The following is a 16,597-nucleotide window of genomic DNA, read 5'->3' as shown; positions in this document are numbered from 1 at the left end:
CTAAATCATCACCGGCATCGGATCTTCCTTCAGTCGGTTCTCAACCACCCAACTGTTGGAGTCATTGAACAGGTATGCACGGTGTACAAGGACTCGAATTTGTTGACCGATCTCCAATGTCGTTTTCTCCAGGGAACGATAGGTGATTAACTTATGACCCTGTACGTCCACCTCTACCATCCATTCACTACCGCGGAAATGAAGATGTTTGACTGTACCTTTTTCCGTTGCAGACAACATGGTGAACTCGTTCTTCAAGCCGATCTCAATATACTCCGGTCGAATCAACGCTTTGGTATGTTCACCCTCGACGGCATGTTCGAATCCTTTCAACTGGGAGGCATCCTCCACAACCGTAGACTCCCCGATAAATGTAGCCACAAACGGTGTCTGAGGGTTTTTGTAGATATCCCAAGGTGTGCCCTTCTGTTCCAGACGACCCTGACTGATAATCATAATCTCGTCCGCCACTTCAATCGCTTCATCCTGGTCATGCGTTACAAATATCGAAGTGATTCCTACCCGCTCGATTAGCTCCCGCAACCATGAACGCAGTTCCTGACGGATCTTGGCATCAATGGCCGCGAACGGTTCGTCCAGCAATAACAGCTGTGGCTCCGGGGCGAGTGCTCTGGCAAAAGCAACACGTTGACGCTGCCCACCAGATAACTGATGTGGATAGCGCTGCTCGAAACCTTTTAACCCGGTCAGTTCAACCAGTTCCATCACCCGATCACGGATCTGGGCTTTTGGCGTCTTCTTGACCTTGAGTCCAAAGGCGATATTCTCAAATACCGTCATATGTTTGAACAAGGCATAGTTCTGGAATACAAATCCGATGCCCCGCTCCTGTGGAGGCAGGTGGTTCACGACTTTTCCATGAAAGCGAATCTCTCCGGAACCCGGATTCTCCAGACCCGCCAGCATCCGCAGAATGGACGTTTTTCCGCCTCCGCTGGGCCCAAGCAGACCGATCAGATGGCCTTTGGCAATATCGAATGAGACATCTTTTACCGCATGAAAATCACCGAAATGTTTGTTCAAATCACGGACTTCTACATGCATATCAATGCACTTCCTTTCGCTTCTTGGCCCATTCCATCATGAGCAGCAGCCCGACGGAGAAGGTAACCAGCACCAATGCCACACCATTTGCGGCAGCCACATTAAAATTCTCAACATCCTGATACACCAAGGTTGTTGCTGTCTGCGTTTTGTTCATAATATTCCCGGATACAACCAGCACTGCACCGAACTCCCCAAGCGAGCGCGCAACCGTCAAGACTAGACCATACACTACCGCCCAGCGGATGGAAGGCCAGGTCACACTCCAGAACGTCCTCCAGCCGTAGGCGCCAAGTGTGGATGCGGCCTCCTCTTGCTGTGAACCGAGTTCCTGCAGTACAGGCATAACCTCTCTGACCATCAGTGGAAAGGTGACAAATAACGTTGCGATCACCATACCCGGGAAGGCATAGACCACATTGAATCCAATCCCTTCAAAAAAAGCGCCCATAATGCTGTTAGGTCCCAACATCAACACAATCATCAAGCCGCCAATGACAGGAGATACGGCATAAGGCAGGTCTACAATGCTGTTCAGCAGCCCTTTTATCCGTTCACTCAGCCATCCGGCACGAACCAGATACAGAGCCATCATGATGCCAAACAATGTATTTAACAGGGTGACCACCAGAACCACCAGTCCGGTCATCATCAAGGCATGTAACGCCTCAGGGCGCATTAACCCTTTCAGGAATCCACCTGCCCCGTCTTCAAATGCGCCAATAAAAATGCGTCCAAGCGGGATGATCAACAGTACAATAAATACCGCAAACGTCAGTCCGATTAACAGTCGTCTCATCGTCTTCTCCCCCGCATCTGCACCAGATTGATCAGCCAGAGGATCAGTAAGGAGAGCGTCAGGAGTAACACGGATACCGCGGCGGCTCCCGTTGGATTATCACTTTCAATCTCCCCGTAGATAAATACGGAAGCAGTCAGTGTTCTTCCCGGAATATTACCAGCCACCAGCACAACAGCCCCGAATTCAGCCAGTCCTCTGGAGAAAGCCAACATCCCCCCACTGATCATGCCAGGTGCCATAGAAGGCAGAATAACCTGCATGAACGTGCGAGCCTTGGATGCCCCCATCGTGTACGAGGCCTCTTCCTCGGAAGGATCGATTTCTTCCAGCAAAGGCTGCACTGCACGGATAACAAACGGAAACGTGACAAAGGTCATCGCGATAACAATGGCGGGCTGGTGAAATACAATCTCAAATCCCATGGATTCTGCCAGTTTCCCGATGGCACTGACCGGACCCAAAAGCAGCATAATCATCAAGCCACCCACCGCTGTTGGCAGTGCAAACGGGAGATCAACCAGACTGTTAAGAAACGATCGGCCCACAAAGCGATACCTCGTCAACACCCAGGCGATCATCGTGCCCAAAACCACATTAATCAGCGTGGCAATCACGGCCAGCCGAATGGTCAGCAGTACGGCTTTCCACGCGATGGGGTCCATAATGCTCTGAACAAAGTTGCTCCATCCTTCAGAGAAGGAATTGACGTACACACCGATGATTGGAAGTACAATAAGTACGATAAAATATAACAATACGGTACTGCGGAATCCCCAAGTCCATCCCTTATGACGAAGAACGGTATTCATTGTTGCGTTCCCTCCCAGCCTCCGGCTTTAACTCCGGTCGGCAGTCTTCCTGGCTTTAATACGACATTTTTCCTAAGTTGGATGATATTACTTTAATATTATTCCCATTAGTCTACTTGGTTTTGCTTTTCTGATACTTTACCAGTTTGCAGTGCTAATCGTCAATGCTTTTATTGAATATAATTAGGCCACATATAAGAACGATTAACAAAAATCGCACTGTACACTGCGCGGCCGAACAACCTTCCGATCACTGTTATCCCCAGATTTCTTTGATCCCCTTTTTTAAGGGGAAATCCGGGGATAAAGGCGAAGCTTATGCTTCCGAAGCAGCTTTCCTACAGAAAGCTTTTAGCTTCCGCTTCTTCAGGTTATTTCTGACCTCTCCGTTATTGTGCGATTCACATATCCGTCTTCATATGTGGTTTGTTTCGTATGTAGTGGTTAAGGTACAATCGTGGGTAAGAAATGAGATTCTAAGGAGTGATTTAACATGTTATACAAGAAGAATATATCCACTTCCACACGAGATGAAATGAAGGATATCACATGGGACGTGAAGCAGGTTGTCCAGAGTAGCGGGGTTCAGAATGGGACGGTGCTCATCTACTGTCCACATACGACAGCGGGTATTGCCATCAACGAAAATGCAGACCCGGATGTGAAACACGATGTCTTGTTACGCCTTGACGAAGTGTACCCTTGGGAGCATCCCGAGTATCGACATGCCGAAGGCAATACAGCCTCTCACCTCAAATCGATCACAACAGGGCCATCACAGACGGTAATTATTCACGAAGGCAGGCTGCTGCTTGGCCGCTGGCAAGGCATTTACTTTTGCGAATTCGATGGACCACGTGAGCGGGAGTACTTTCTCAAAATCATGGAAGGTTAGTTGGGTCCAATAGACCTACCACCAACTCGTTCATTTTTTGCAAACACAAACAGGCGGTCCACCCTCATTCCGGGTCGGAGCCGCCTGACTTGGTCTGCTGCGCATATTAACTTTCGCGAGACAACGTTATAAAGAATTAAAGTTATGACAAATCACCGCCCTGAAGTGTAGGGGTGCAACAACAGCACCATTATTGGTCGCCAGGCTGCTGACCCAGATTGCGGCACAGCACTTTGACATGAGACAGCGCAGACGATTCAATCTCCACAAACGTTAAACGGTCCTGAATGTAATAAGAAATGAATCCGTGCATAGCCAAAAATAGCGTACGCGGTACCCTTTGAATATCCTCTTCCGTACAGTTCGCTTCATTCATATACTGCCTTATAATCGATGCAAACAATTCGAAGCAACGCCCCTGTTCGGTACGACAATAAGACAACAGTTCTTCGTCCCTGATCATAAACATAATTTCGTATTGGTATGGATTCTCCAGACCAAAGCGAATAAACTCCATCATAATGTGCTCTACCTTGCTCACATCATCACGAACCGGCCTGACCATGGCTTGCAGCAGCAAATGCCCCAGATGATTAAAATCTTCAACCACGATGGCATAGAACAGCTCTGCCTTTTCCTTAAAGTGATAATACAGCGACCCATGACTATAGCCCAGATGCTGGCCGATGCTTCGCATCGAAATGGCGCGGTATCCTTTGGTAATAAAAAGGTGCCTCGCCGCCTCCAGTATCCGCTCCCTCGACAACTCCTGTTCGACTGCTCTTCTAGCCATATATTTTATTCCCCTTCAATAAAATAAAGCCGCTGTCCCTCCGTGATCCGGGATTGCCCTTGCGTCAAATCCGTGATCCAGGCTACAAAAGCCTCGGTTTCACTATCCGGCGGAAGACAAGTCAACGTAACCTTATCGGTGAATCCAGTTTCACCTGTACGGACTTCCCGGCTTCTTAACTCATTTTCCACTTTACCCAGCCACGTATAATCCAGTTCAACAAACACTTCACGATGCAGTACGTTGGTAATGGCTTCTCCGGCTTCAATAGCTGCTACAGCTCCATCCGTATAAGCACGAATTAACCCGCCAGCTCCAAGCATAATTCCCCCGAAGTATCGCGTAACCACAATTGCCACATTTTTCAAGTTCTGATTTTTGATCACTTCAAGAATGGGTTTCCCTGCTGTTCCGCTAGGTTCCCCGTCATCGGATTGCTTCTGGATCTCGTCCCGCTCCCCAATCATGTATGCAGAGCAGTTATGAGTTGCATTCCAATGTTTTTTCTTGATCTCATCGATGAAGGCAACAGCTTCTTCCTCTGTCGTGACCGGCATAATATGACCGATAAATCGCGACTTCTTGATTACAATTTCCAGATTGCCCGGTCCTCGAACCGTGCGATAACGTTCAATCATTCCGAATCCAACTTTCTGATCTTTTCCTGAGTCCATTTTACAAGAAAGCAGTTCACCGCGCGAACGCGGACGAACTGCCCTGGTTATCTACATCCGGGAACCCTGCATCTTACACGAACAGTGATTCCCGGTTAGATTTACATTACCTTATTCAACTATATGAGCAAACTAATGAATTATTCGGAAAGTCTCGCTTCGAGCGCTGCTTTCTCTTCTTCAAAGCCTGGTTTGCCCAGCAATGCGAACATATTTTTCTTGTAAGCTTCCACGCCTGGTTGGTCAAATGGATTGACGCCCAGCAGGTAGCCACTGATACCGCATGCTTTTTCAAAGAAGTATACCAGATATCCGAAAGAATATGGAGTCATATCTGGAATGTTCACAATCAGGTTTGGTACTTGACCATCCGTATGTGCAAGCAGTGTTCCTTGGAACGCTTTTTTGTTAACAAAGTCCATAGTTTTTCCTTCAAGGAAGTTCAAACCATCCAGATCGTCCGGATCGGATTTGATTGAGATATGCTCAGCAACTTCAGTAACCTGGATAACAGTTTCGAAGATATTCCGGCTACCTTCTTGGATGAATTGACCCATGGAGTGCAAGTCTGTAGAGAAATCAACGGATGCAGGATAGATCCCTTTGTAGTCTTTACCTTCACTCTCTCCAAACAGTTGTTTCCACCACTCGGATACGAAGTGCAGGGATGGCTCATAGTTTACAAGGATCTCAGTGCCTTTGCCTTTGCGATACAATGCGTTACGAACTGCAGCATATTGATATGCTTCATTCTCAGCTACATTCGGGTTGCTGTATTCTTTGGATGCGTCAGCCGCACCTTGCATCATTTCTTCGATGCTGATACCCGCTGCTGCGATTGGCAGCAAACCTACAGCTGTCAGAACGGAGTAACGTCCACCTACATCATCCGGGATAATGAAAGATTCGTATCCTTCTGCATTTGCCAGTTCTTTCAATGCACCACGTGCTTTGTCTGTTGTAGCATAGATGCGTTTCCGAGCTTCTTCTTTACCATATTTCTCTTCCAGTGCTGCACGGAAGATACGGAAAGCAATTGCCGGCTCTGTTGTTGTACCGGATTTGGAGATAACGTTGACGGAGAAATCTTTGCCTTCAACCAGATCCAGCAAATGAGTTACATATGTGGAACTGATATTGTTTCCTGCAAAGTAGATTTCAGGCGTTTTGCGTTTGTCTTTTGGCAGATTGTTATAAAAAGAGTGAGTCAGCATTTCAATCGCTGCACGTGCACCCAGGTATGATCCACCGATACCGATAACAATCAGTACTTCGGAGTCGCTTTGGATTTTGGCAGCCGCTTTTTGAATGCGAGCGAACTCTTCTTTGTCATAAGACGTTGGCAGGTCAATCCAGCCCAGATAATCGGAGCCTGTTCCTGTTCCGTTGTGAAGCTGCTCATGAGCCAGACGAATCGGTTCTGCGAAATAATCCACTTCGTGCTGATTTACAAATTGCAATGCCGTGCTATAGTCAAATGTCACTTTTTTTGCCATGATCTCAAAAACCTCCTGATTTCGATTATAGTGCGTGTTCAAACTTTGTAATCAAAAGCGGACTTTTTGAACAACCTCTTATATTATGTCCGTATTCCATTCTAAACAACTTGCCTTAAGGATACTTCAAATCCACGGGGCTGACAAGCTTGCAGCTCGAACTTTGTCGTTAGAATTCAAGAAGCAAAAAGGGTAAACCGAATCYGCGGGTTGCGGTTCTGCTTACCCTTCTTATGTTATTCCGCCGGGTACGAGCAGACGTAGTCAGTAACGCTGCGTATCTCCAGTTTGAATTTGGATTCGGCAGGCACGTGGAACGTAGCTTGACCTTGAATCTCTTGCCACTCTTCTTCTCCGGGAAGCAATACTTTCAGATCTCCGGACAGAATCTCCATAATTTCACGGGAATCCGTACCGAACTCATAACTGCCTGGAAGCATGATGCCCAGAGTCACTTTGCTGCCATCCCCCAAAATAACCGTTCTGCTGGTTACCTGACCATCATAATAAATGTTGGCCTCTTTCACTACACTGACTTGATCGAATTGTGACATGCGTACCCGCTCCCCTGAAGTTAATGAAAACAAAAGGCAAAACAGATCAGGGCGATCATGAGTCACCGCCCATCTCTGCGGAAATAACTTACTGCCATGGATCAGGACAGCATGATGCTCTCCCAACCATAACAGCGCTTATGAAGCTAATTGCGTGTTCAAAAAGTCAGGTTTTTAGTACCAAGAAGATGGGATGAAGCTAGAAATGGAGTAGCGGAGCGTAGGAGAAAACTACGTGAGCAACTACAATGTTTCCGAAGGAAACATACTCCGTAAGCATATTCTTATTCGGTTGAATCCCATATTCGACGCTGATGATGCCGTGAGGCATCCTTCGTAATCAAAAGCAGACTTTTTGAACAACCTCTATTACAGCAATGCTTTTACGCGGCTAACCACGTTATCCACTGTAAAGCCGTATTCTTGGATAACACGGTCGCCAGGCGCGGAAGCACCAAATGTGCTGATTCCGAGAATGTCACCTTGATCGCCAACATATTTCTCCCAGCCCATAGGATAAGCCATTTCGATTGCAAGACGAGCTTTAACATCCGGAAGAAGAACGGACTCTTTATAAGCTTTGTCTTGTTTCTCGAACAGATCCCAGCTTGGCATGCTGATTACGCGAACTTGGATGCCTTGTTCTGCAAGTGCTGCTTGAGCTTTAACAGCCAATTGCACTTCAGAACCTGTAGCGATAATTTGTGCTACCGCTTTGCCATCTTTTGCATCAGAGACAACATAAGCACCACGTTTCACGTTCTCACGTGAACCTTCAACCGTACCTTCCAGGATCGGCAGGTTTTGACGAGTGAGTACAAGTGCAACCGGGTTGCTCTTGTTCTCAAGCGCGTAAGCCCAAGCAGCCGAAGTTTCATTACCATCAGCCGGACGAATAACCGTCAGGTTAGGAATGATACGCAGGGATGCCAATTGCTCGATCGGTTCGTGCGTAGGACCGTCTTCACCAACAGCGATACTGTCGTGAGTCAGAACATACGTTACAGGCAATCCCATCAGGGCAGCCAGACGAACAGCTGGACGCAGGTAATCGGTAAATACGAAGAACGTACCTCCGAATACTTTCACACCGCTGTGCAGTGCCATACCGTTCATTGCTCCAGCCATACCGAATTCACGGATACCGAAGTAGATGTTACGGCCGGAGTAATCTTCAGGTGTGAAGTTCTCCAGGTTGTTCAAGTGAGTCATTGTGGAGCTTTCCAAGTCAGCAGATCCACCTGTCAGTTGTGGCACGTTGTGCGCCAGACCGTTCAGAGCGTTACCGGATGCTACACGAGTGGAAAGAGCTTTGTCTGTTGCTGCATATTTAGGAAGATCACGGTCCCAACCTTCTGGAAGGTCGCCGTTAATCGCTGTTTCGAATTGAGCTGCCAGCTCAGGGAATGCTTTTTTATACTCGGCAAATTTCTCATCCCAAGCTTTGTTAGCAGAGATACCACGATCTTTCACTTGTGCAAAGTGATCGCGAACTTCAGCTGGTACGTGGAAGTTTTCTTCGTAAACCCATTTGTAATACTCTTTAGTCAATTTGGCTTCGTCTGCACCCAGTGGAGATCCGTGAGTACCGCCGTGGCCGCCTTTACCTTGTTTATTCGGGCTACCATAACCGATAACCGTTTTAACTTCGATCAGTGTAGGACGCAGTGTATCTGCTTGACCTTCCTGAATTGCTTTTTCGATTGCAGGCAGATCGTTACCATCTTCAACGCGCAGCACTTGCCAGCCATAAGCTTCAAAACGCTTCGCGATGCTTTCAGAAGAAGACAGATCCAGTTTACCATCCAACGTGATGTCATTGGAGTCGAACAACATGATCAATTTGCCCAGGTGTAAACGTCCAGCCAGGGAAGCTGATTCATGAGATACGCCTTCCATCAAGTCGCCATCACCACAGATTGCGTAAGTGTAGTGGTCAACTACGTTGAATTTGTCTTTATTGTATGTTGCGCCCAGTTGAGCTTCAGCCATCGCCATACCTACAGCCATTGCAATACCTTGACCCAGTGGGCCGGTTGTTGCATCAACACCTGCAGTATGTCCGAATTCCGGGTGACCCGGAGTTTTGCTTCCCCATTGACGGAACTGTTTCAGTTCTTCCATTGGAAGATCATATCCGCTCAGGTGCAGCAAGCTGTACAGCAACATGGAGCCATGTCCTGCAGACAGGACAAAACGGTCCCGGTTAACCCAAGTTGGGTGGTCCGGGTTATGAGTCATCGTTTTTGCAAAAAGTTGGTACCCCATTGGAGCGGAGCCCATAGGCATACCCGGGTGTCCGGAATTTGCCTTCTCAATTGCATCAATCGCCAAAGTACGTACGGTAGTAATCGACAGGTTGTCGATTGTAGTGTTCTCGTCCTTTTGAATCGCTTCGTTCTTGTCAGTCATGGTTTGTCCTCCTCATGTCTTTAGATAAGTCGGGTGCGCAAGCGAATCCCTCTCATCATACAAGCAAACCGAATTTCACAATAAGTGAATCCGCTTGAGTGTTTCATTTTGACTTATTCACTTTTGTATTGTATCACTTGGCGTGAAGCTTTTCCATAACCTTCTTTTAGAAGTTCGTGAAAAATTGGTGGTTTGTGATGAATAATCCTTGTCCTATCAAGCAAAAATCGTACTGTACAAGGTACTAAATTCCAAAAACAGACTTAAGGAGCCTCGCAAATCCATCGCATGAAGTATAACCTTTAACCTGAAAACCATGCATTTTTTAGATATTCATCCTCAATTCACATATAATGTTCCTTAATATGGATTACAAAATTCGGGCTGTGGTTTACTTTTTTCAGATGTACACGCGTCAATCATAGGAGGTCTCGATCATGCCAGATCCTGCTGCTCACCCATCAACATCGGCAAATCACTCATTACCCTGGATATCCGGTATTTTAACGGGAATTCTCTCGGGAGTTGTCCTGGGATTTTTCCTCAAAATGATTCAGGCCATCACAGGTGAACAAGTATATACTCTGCTGCTGAATATTGATTTTGTGCCTGGTCTTCCGCCAACCTTACCCGAATTCATTGAATTTGCTTTGCATCTCATCGTGTCCGTTGTCATCGGTATCTTCTATCTGTGGTGGGTAAGGCATTCAGGCCGCCCTATGATCAAAGGAATTTTACTTGGTGCAGTCTCGTCCTTGCTCTATATCCCACTCTCTCAATTGTCATCACGTGTGCCAGACCTGTACGATGTGTCCGCCATCCTCTACTGGATTGTAGGACATCTGCTGTTTGGTATTATGCTTGGCTTGTGCGGAAAGTATATCAACACAACAAAAAAAGCGACTCCCATTTCGTAAACGAATTGGGGTCGCTTTATTGTTAGTCTATTACGTGGTTCCGAATCAACCTTGCACAGTATTAAAGCGTGAGCTTAAAATACAACGGTTTTATTTTCGTGAACAAGAACACGGTCTTCGACATGCCATTTCACGGCACGTGCGAGCACAACACGCTCAATGGTACGTCCAATACGCTTCAGCTCGGTTACATCGTCCCCGTGGCTTACACGCTGCACATCCTGTTCAATAATCGGGCCGCCATCCAGTTCTTCCGTAACATAGTGCGCTGTCGCACCGATAATTTTGACACCGCGGTTGTACGCCTGCGCATACGGTTTACCACCCACGAAGGCTGGCAGGAACGAATGGTGAATATTAATGATTCGATTGCGGTAATGCTCAATGAACATCGGAGAGATAATCTGCATGTAACGAGCCAGAATGATCACATCCACATCGTTGCCGATGACGTCCAGTTGGCGCTGTTCCGCTTCTTTTTTCGTATCTGCTGTAACTGGGATATGATGATATGGAATGCCAAATGATTCTACATAGTCCTTCATGTCCAGATGGTTGCTGACCACAAGCGCAATATCTGCATCCAGGTCGCCTGCCTGCCATTGCCACAACAATTCAACCAGACAGTGATCTTCTTTGGATACAAAGATAGCCAGTTTCTTCTTGCGGCTGACCGCAGATAACGTCCATTCCATCTGGAAACGGCTTGCTACTTCTTCAAAATCAGCTTCCAGTTTCGGCAGGTTGATTAACAACTGCGGAAGATCAAACTCAATTCGCATAAAGAACATGCCGCCAGCAGGGTCCATTGTATACTGGTCCGACTGAACAATGTTTGCACCATGCTGGTGCAGGAAATGAGATACGGCAGCTACAATTCCTGGACCATCCGGACAGGAAATAAGCATGCGCGCACGATCGGCGCGGTTTTTAGAATCAGGGCGTACTTGTTTAGCGTGGATCTCCATCGGGTTATTCTTCCTCCTTCAATTAAGCCATAACCTGCGGGATTAACCCGCAAGCCATGCAATCAAGCGATGATTCAGTTGTTCTTCATTCAAATGCGGGAATAGTGCAGCTTCAGTCACCATGTCATAGAGGCGTTCCAGTGGTTCGCGCGGATCTGCCTTTTTGGCTTTAGCATCATTTTTGAGCAACGTCCACACATCCAGAATATACGAACGAGACTCAATCTCTTTACCTTTGAAAAAGTGTTGCAACTGTTCTACTTCTGTCAGGAAATCCTGGCCGAATCGACCGGCAACATCCCCACGAAGCAGGGCAATCTCCACCTCATACATTGGACGCTGTGTCTTGGCCTCTTTACCAATCCAAGGTGTCTCCAGAATAAATGGACGTCCTTGAAGCTTATCATGGTTGACGATGCGGTTAATCGCTTCAAACCCGATCCAGCCAGAGCCAATTGGTGTATGACGGTCCTTGTGCGCACCCACAGCATTCTTACTATCATTAATATGCATTACGGCAATGCGGTCAAGTCCTACCGTACGATCGAATTGTTCCAGTACACCGTCAAAATCATTAACGATATCATATCCGGCATCATGAATGTGGCATGTATCCATACACACAGTCAGGCGCTCGTTATACGTTACTTTCTCAATGATCTGGGCGATCTCTTCGAAACTGCGACCCATCTCCGTACCTTTGCCAGCCATGGTCTCCAGAGCGATGTTCACATCCGTGTCTTTCACACCCTCCAGCACTTCATTCAATCCTTCCGCGATCCGTCCGATCCCATAGTGGGCATCTTTGTCTGTAAATGCGCCGGGATGTAATACGATGTTCTTCACACCAATAGCATGTGTCCGACGAATCTCTTCCTGAAGGAAATCTACAGCCAGTCTAAACGTATTATCTTTGTATGAGCCAAGATTAACAATGTACGGTGCATGGACAACGATATCTTCCATTCCACCCTCTTGCATGGCAACCTTGCCTTCTTCAATATACATGGACTCAATTGGCTTGCGACGTGTATTCTGTGGTGCACCCGTATATATCATAAACGAACTGGAACCGTACGAGGACGCTTCCTTCGTTGCACTCAATAATCCCTTGTCCGAAAAGGACACGTGGGAGCCGATTTTCAGCATTATTGATCCCCCTTATTCTGAATTATCCCTTATTCTAACGCGATTATCGAAATAAATCTAGAAATGCGCTATAATTCGGGATAGAGGCTATTTTTTACAGCTAATATGTGGAACATGGGTAGGCGGAATCCGTCTCTCCGTGAAAATCAATGAACCGAGGTGACTCCGCAATGATTTTCGACTCCTACGCGATAATACTGAACAGCTATTCCCCCAGCAATTGGTTTATGAATACGATCGCATTCTGGACTTTTTTATTGCTAGGTAGCATGTGTATCGGTGGATTTTTCATGATGCGCAAGTTTTTGAAAGTGCTACCAAAAGCAGACGGAAAGTCCAAACTGGATTGGCAGAATTATTGGGTTGAAGCCAGCCGTCACTTATGGACAGATGAAGCCAAAGCTTTTTTGGATCAACTAGTGGAGCCTGTGCCCGGGCCATTTCGTGACATCGCCAAACATTCCATTGCTGCAGAGATCGGTAAGATTGCAGTTGAAGACAATGCCACGGAAGTATCGAGAGATCATTGCATCAAAGGATACATTATTGCCACACCGAAGCGGGATAATAAGTTTTTGGTAAAATTTTTGGAGAAAAACAAAATCGATTATTCCCCTTATCAACATTTGATTAAATAAAATAAAAGATGAGTTAAGTGGCATATAGATTTGGTTAATTAGATACAGATATGCTCCGTCAGGTAAGTTGTTCCCAACAGGCATTGCTTACCGTACGGGGCTGTTTGTCGATCCAACGGTATGTATCAGCGCAGTGAAAATACAGAGAGGATGTTTGATATGAAAATTGCCATTTGTGGGGGTACCGGATTTGTGGGAGGAGCACTTGTAGATTACTGGCTGCAAGCCGGGCACCATGTGAAAGTTATTACACGAAAACTGCCTGACTTGCATAATCCAAGTAAAAATCTTACATATATATCGTGGGAACAAGTCGAAGAACAACCTCACTTGCTGGAAGGTACGGACGCTCTCGTTAACCTTGCCGGAGAAACACTGAATCAACGTTGGACAACCAAGGCGAAGCTGGAAATTGTTGAATCCAGAGTCACGACCGTAGCGCGGGTAGCCCGATTGGTGGAATCCCTGGAACAAAAGCCGGAAGTCGTCGTTCAGGCTTCTGCCATGGCCATCTATGGAACCTCTCCTAACGAAACCTTTGACGAGAGCAGTCCGCAAAAATCAATGAATTTCCCGTCCCGGGTCTCGGAACAATGGGAAGTTGCTGCAGATGCAATCAAAAATGTAAGACTCGTTAAAATCCGGGTAAGTCTGGTTCTTGGACATAAAAGAGGTGCTTTTCCATTGATGAAACTTCCTTATATGCTGGGTGTTGGTGGCAAGATCGGCAGTGGCAAGCAATGGACTAGCTGGATTCACATTATGGATATCGTAAGACTCATTGATTTTAGCATTCAAAATAAACAAGTGTCAGGTCCGGTCAATGCTTCCTCACCGAACCCTGTTACCAATGATGAATTCGGTCGTACGGTCGGTAAAGTGTATCATCGCCCTCACTGGTTCCCCGTACCCAGCTTCCTGATTAAAACTTTGGTCGGAGAACTATCCGTTGTCGTGCTTCAGGGGCAGAGAGTCATTCCGCAAAAAGCTCTCGACCACGGATTCCAGTTCACCTTCCCAACCTTAACCCAGGCACTGGAAGATCTGAAACACCGCGGCTTATCTGACTGATTGAACTATGCCTTATCCAACCGACCGATAAGTGTAAACAGATTCTGCAAGTGTAAATGTGTCTCCATCCGCCAATGGATACTCCTTATACGGAGCAAGAATATTGCCCTGAAGAATGGTTCCATTGACGGAACCCAGATCCTTAATCACATAGCCCGATTTGTTCCGGCTCAATTCCACATGAGCACGGGACACCCCGGTCGCTGTGTCCACCCACTGAACCATGTCTGCTGATCTTCCGATGACGAAAGATGCTCCTTGCACATCCATCCGTTCATGTTGCTCACTGCTTCCCGATCTTCGTTCAAGATAATAAGACGCCATCACCGGGCCTGCCCCTGTAACATTACTTCCACTCAGATTCTGCAAATTCACGGTTGCCTCTGCAACTGCATCCTGTCGAATTAGCTCTGAAGTTGAAGCTACCGTTTCCACATGGCGTTGAACGAACGGTGGTTCGGAGTGTTCAGATGCCATATGCAAATTTTGAAAACGGGAATGCTCGCTACCACCTTCTGAGGCGGATGCAACCGTTTGGTTTATGCGTTCCACTGGCCTTTCAGCTGCATTCCAGCGCCAACTCTCCTGAAATTGCTCCTCTTCATCATCCGTCTGCTTACCTTTGTTCTTACCTAAATTGAATGAAAAAGACCGCTTATTCTCTGAGGCATTATGAGGGCTTCCCTTACGCTTCCAAGTCCATCCTGCTGCACCAAGCAAGCCAAGGCTGAGTACCATGCACAGGATCATCTGTGTCTGTCCCGGTTGCTCCATGTAAATAAATCTCCATACCACTGCCATGGCAACCATGCAGCCCAGTATGATATAAGTTACTTTGGAAGATCCGGGCTTCTCCTCCACTTCCATATCAACACGCTCTAGCGAATCATACGAGTTACTTCCTTTCTTATCCATACCGTTTGAACTCTCTAATGGAACTTGCTCAGGTGAACGCCTGCCTGGAAAGGTTCGAGATCTCACCGGAATGTCTTCAACCTCGAATTCACTTGTTTTCTGCGGCTGACGGAAATTTAGTTGCGGCCCCACAGGAGCATTTTGAACGGGAGCACCAAGTTGATATGGCCGAGAAGTACCAGTGGCTAGCCTGCTATCTCGCTCAGAAATCGACGAATGAAGATCACCTCTTGAATCATTGGGTGTGTCCAAAGTTCTGGACGAGAGAAATGCTGCGCCTCCTCCATTCTCTTGCTCGTCAGCGTATAACTCCAGCAGAAGCTCGCGCAACTGTCTGATATCCCAGCGTTCGTTGTCACATAACTGCAGAACACGCTGAATGCCTTCTCCCTGCAGTTCCTGTACATGTGCCATCAGCCTGATCACTAGCTCACGGAATTGCTGAGGCGTTGGATCAACTTCAACTGTATCCATGATTGGAACATATACTATCCCAAGCTCACCCTGTTCGAATGAACCGTTAATGAACAAAGACTCTTCCTGGATCAATAATTTACGAGGCTCCAACATATACTGTCGGCATTCCGTGAAGGCATCGGCTAGTTGGAACAACAAACCATACAGAACACGCAATTTGATTTTGCTTGACTTTAACATCTGAGATAACATCTTGTACCCTGATATGTCGTACTGCAAAGTTACATTTCGATCGACTTCCCGAATATGAACAGGAAGAAGTCGCGGAATCTGATTGGAGGACAACATCCCCATCTGTACACGGCTCAATTCCTCCATCCGTAACCCGTCTGCTTTCTCCAAAACCATGAAAGCCCCACCATTACGAATAAAATCTCTCGTTAGTCCATACATGCCAATCCTCTCTTTCCATTGTTATTCTCAAATTTCTCTACTCCTTCACTTAAGGGAAAAGTCCTGAGACAAGGACCGTGATAAACCCGGGCAATACGGCCAGCATAAACGGAAACTTCAATGTCTTCTCTTTGTTTACCAGCTTGAGCGAACCGAGCATAAAAAAACCTGCAAGACTACCTGCCATGCCTCGAATTCTCTTCGCTGAATCTTTACGGAATAGAAGTATCACTAGACCAATTGCGCCCGCGTACAAAACGGAGTAAATAATGACATGCATGCCAAAAGCAAGTCCCGTCCATGCGCCAATCCCACCAAACAATTTCACATCTCCTGCCCCTACGGCTCCAATCGCATACATCAGAAACAAAATGCCAAAACCTGCTGCAAATCCAGCGGCTGAAAACAAGAAACCATCCCAACCTCCCCATATGATATGGGCCAATACGCCAGCAACAGTCACGGGTAAAGTCAATCGATTTGGAATTTTCATTGAACGAATATCTGTAATAAAAGCTGCAATGACGTATATGCCACAGGCAATATAAAACCACTCCACCTCCATCATT

Annotated in this window: 16 protein-coding genes; 4 read left to right on the top strand and 12 right to left on the bottom strand. The window is 46.7% G+C overall.

Annotation, left to right across the window (positions count from 1 at the left end):
- From AC1DE7_RS00625 to cysT, 3 genes are read right to left on the bottom strand one after another with little or no spacing between them, the layout of a single operon-like run.
- Entirely contained in the window at positions 1–1,065 is a 1,065-nt protein-coding gene (locus AC1DE7_RS00625) for a sulfate/molybdate ABC transporter ATP-binding protein (protein WP_036610770.1), read from the bottom strand.
- Between the two features lies 1 nt (position 1,066).
- A complete protein-coding gene (locus tag AC1DE7_RS00620) occupies positions 1,067–1,864 on the bottom strand; it encodes a sulfate ABC transporter permease subunit (protein ID WP_017689977.1) in 798 nt (265 codons plus the stop codon).
- Positions 1,861–2,676, bottom strand: coding sequence for a sulfate ABC transporter permease subunit CysT (gene cysT / locus AC1DE7_RS00615; RefSeq protein ID WP_477533529.1), 816 nt, complete (start codon positions 2,674–2,676; stop codon positions 1,861–1,863). The genes AC1DE7_RS00620 and cysT overlap by 4 nt, the downstream gene beginning before the upstream one ends.
- A gap of 493 nt (positions 2,677–3,169) precedes the next feature.
- Here cysT and AC1DE7_RS00610 point away from each other — a divergent pair, with 493 nt between their 5' ends.
- Positions 3,170–3,571, top strand: coding sequence for a secondary thiamine-phosphate synthase enzyme YjbQ (locus AC1DE7_RS00610; RefSeq protein WP_036669103.1), 402 nt, complete (start codon positions 3,170–3,172; stop codon positions 3,569–3,571).
- 190 nt (positions 3,572–3,761) lie between these two features.
- On the opposite strand, the gene AC1DE7_RS00605 is transcribed toward AC1DE7_RS00610, so the two are convergent.
- The 5 genes from AC1DE7_RS00605 to tkt all read right to left on the bottom strand — a co-directional run bounded on the left by AC1DE7_RS00605 (position 3,762) and on the right by tkt (position 9,500).
- On the bottom strand, positions 3,762–4,364 hold the full coding sequence (locus AC1DE7_RS00605) for a TetR/AcrR family transcriptional regulator (protein ID WP_036669101.1): 603 nt from the start codon (positions 4,362–4,364) through the stop codon (positions 3,762–3,764).
- Between the two features lie 5 nt (positions 4,365–4,369).
- Positions 4,370–5,002: a YigZ family protein gene (locus AC1DE7_RS00600; protein ID WP_477533882.1), complete on the bottom strand. Its 633-nt coding sequence runs from the start codon at positions 5,000–5,002 to the stop codon at positions 4,370–4,372.
- Positions 5,003–5,178: 176 nt separating this feature from the next.
- Positions 5,179–6,534 carry a glucose-6-phosphate isomerase gene (locus tag AC1DE7_RS00595; RefSeq protein WP_282319032.1) on the bottom strand — a complete coding sequence of 452 codons (1,356 nt, stop codon included), beginning with the start codon at positions 6,532–6,534 and terminating at the stop codon, positions 5,179–5,181.
- 236 nt (positions 6,535–6,770) lie between these two features.
- Positions 6,771–7,088 carry a pyrimidine/purine nucleoside phosphorylase gene (ppnP, locus tag AC1DE7_RS00590; protein ID WP_017689983.1) on the bottom strand — a complete coding sequence of 106 codons (318 nt, stop codon included), beginning with the start codon at positions 7,086–7,088 and terminating at the stop codon, positions 6,771–6,773.
- A 369-nt stretch (positions 7,089–7,457) separates the two neighbouring features.
- Positions 7,458–9,500, bottom strand: coding sequence for a transketolase (tkt, locus tag AC1DE7_RS00585; RefSeq protein WP_036610788.1), 2,043 nt, complete (start codon positions 9,498–9,500; stop codon positions 7,458–7,460).
- Positions 9,501–9,937: 437 nt separating this feature from the next.
- Here tkt and AC1DE7_RS00580 point away from each other — a divergent pair, with 437 nt between their 5' ends.
- On the top strand, positions 9,938–10,417 hold the full coding sequence (locus tag AC1DE7_RS00580; protein WP_127544188.1) for a hypothetical protein: 480 nt from the start codon (positions 9,938–9,940) through the stop codon (positions 10,415–10,417).
- Positions 10,418–10,491: 74 nt separating this feature from the next.
- Here the strand turns inward: AC1DE7_RS00580 and purU are convergent, their stop codons facing one another.
- Positions 10,492–11,385 carry a formyltetrahydrofolate deformylase gene (gene purU, locus AC1DE7_RS00575; protein ID WP_339189074.1) on the bottom strand — a complete coding sequence of 298 codons (894 nt, stop codon included), beginning with the start codon at positions 11,383–11,385 and terminating at the stop codon, positions 10,492–10,494.
- A 42-nt stretch (positions 11,386–11,427) separates the two neighbouring features.
- Positions 11,428–12,534 (bottom strand): deoxyribonuclease IV, encoded by a 1,107-nt coding sequence (locus AC1DE7_RS00570; RefSeq protein WP_477533528.1) that lies wholly within the window; start codon positions 12,532–12,534, stop codon positions 11,428–11,430.
- 170 nt (positions 12,535–12,704) lie between these two features.
- Between AC1DE7_RS00570 and AC1DE7_RS00565 the strand changes: the two genes are divergently transcribed.
- Together AC1DE7_RS00565 and AC1DE7_RS00560 are read left to right on the top strand one after the other, a co-directional pair.
- Entirely contained in the window at positions 12,705–13,172 is a 468-nt protein-coding gene (locus AC1DE7_RS00565; RefSeq protein WP_036610792.1) for a DUF2621 domain-containing protein, read from the top strand.
- A 159-nt stretch (positions 13,173–13,331) separates the two neighbouring features.
- Complete coding sequence (locus tag AC1DE7_RS00560; protein ID WP_477533527.1) at positions 13,332–14,243, top strand: TIGR01777 family oxidoreductase; 912 nt, start codon at positions 13,332–13,334, stop codon at positions 14,241–14,243.
- Positions 14,244–14,255: 12 nt separating this feature from the next.
- On the opposite strand, the gene AC1DE7_RS00555 is transcribed toward AC1DE7_RS00560, so the two are convergent.
- Positions 14,256–15,983 (bottom strand): DUF6382 domain-containing protein, encoded by a 1,728-nt coding sequence (locus AC1DE7_RS00555; protein WP_477533526.1) that lies wholly within the window; start codon positions 15,981–15,983, stop codon positions 14,256–14,258.
- Between the two features lie 94 nt (positions 15,984–16,077).
- Positions 16,078–16,593: an A24 family peptidase gene (locus tag AC1DE7_RS00550; protein WP_339287114.1), complete on the bottom strand. Its 516-nt coding sequence runs from the start codon at positions 16,591–16,593 to the stop codon at positions 16,078–16,080.
- Positions 16,594–16,597: the final 4 nt, after the last annotated feature.

The sequence above is a fragment of the Paenibacillus sp. 10L310 genome (assembly GCF_056395745.1).
This window is presented reverse-complemented; position numbering and strand designations above follow the sequence as displayed.

Coding starts and splice junctions, on each gene's coding strand:
- AC1DE7_RS00625 (WP_036610770.1), bottom strand. CDS start 1,065: ATGCATGTAGAAGTCCGTGATTTGAACAAACATTTCGGTGATTTTCAT.
- AC1DE7_RS00620 (WP_017689977.1), bottom strand. CDS start 1,864: ATGAGACGACTGTTAATCGGACTGACGTTTGCGGTATTTATTGTACTG.
- cysT (WP_477533529.1), bottom strand. CDS start 2,676: ATGAATACCGTTCTTCGTCATAAGGGATGGACTTGGGGATTCCGCAGT.
- AC1DE7_RS00610 (WP_036669103.1), top strand. CDS start 3,170: ATGTTATACAAGAAGAATATATCCACTTCCACACGAGATGAAATGAAG.
- AC1DE7_RS00605 (WP_036669101.1), bottom strand. CDS start 4,364: ATGGCTAGAAGAGCAGTCGAACAGGAGTTGTCGAGGGAGCGGATACTG.
- AC1DE7_RS00600 (WP_477533882.1), bottom strand. CDS start 5,002: ATGATTGAACGTTATCGCACGGTTCGAGGACCGGGCAATCTGGAAATT.
- AC1DE7_RS00595 (WP_282319032.1), bottom strand. CDS start 6,534: ATGGCAAAAAAAGTGACATTTGACTATAGCACGGCATTGCAATTTGTA.
- ppnP (WP_017689983.1), bottom strand. CDS start 7,088: ATGTCACAATTCGATCAAGTCAGTGTAGTGAAAGAGGCCAACATTTAT.
- tkt (WP_036610788.1), bottom strand. CDS start 9,500: ATGACTGACAAGAACGAAGCGATTCAAAAGGACGAGAACACTACAATC.
- AC1DE7_RS00580 (WP_127544188.1), top strand. CDS start 9,938: ATGCCAGATCCTGCTGCTCACCCATCAACATCGGCAAATCACTCATTA.
- purU (WP_339189074.1), bottom strand. CDS start 11,385: ATGGAGATCCACGCTAAACAAGTACGCCCTGATTCTAAAAACCGCGCC.
- AC1DE7_RS00570 (WP_477533528.1), bottom strand. CDS start 12,534: ATGCTGAAAATCGGCTCCCACGTGTCCTTTTCGGACAAGGGATTATTG.
- AC1DE7_RS00565 (WP_036610792.1), top strand. CDS start 12,705: ATGATTTTCGACTCCTACGCGATAATACTGAACAGCTATTCCCCCAGC.
- AC1DE7_RS00560 (WP_477533527.1), top strand. CDS start 13,332: ATGAAAATTGCCATTTGTGGGGGTACCGGATTTGTGGGAGGAGCACTT.
- AC1DE7_RS00555 (WP_477533526.1), bottom strand. CDS start 15,983: ATGGTTTTGGAGAAAGCAGACGGGTTACGGATGGAGGAATTGAGCCGT.
- AC1DE7_RS00550 (WP_339287114.1), bottom strand. CDS start 16,593: ATGGAGGTGGAGTGGTTTTATATTGCCTGTGGCATATACGTCATTGCA.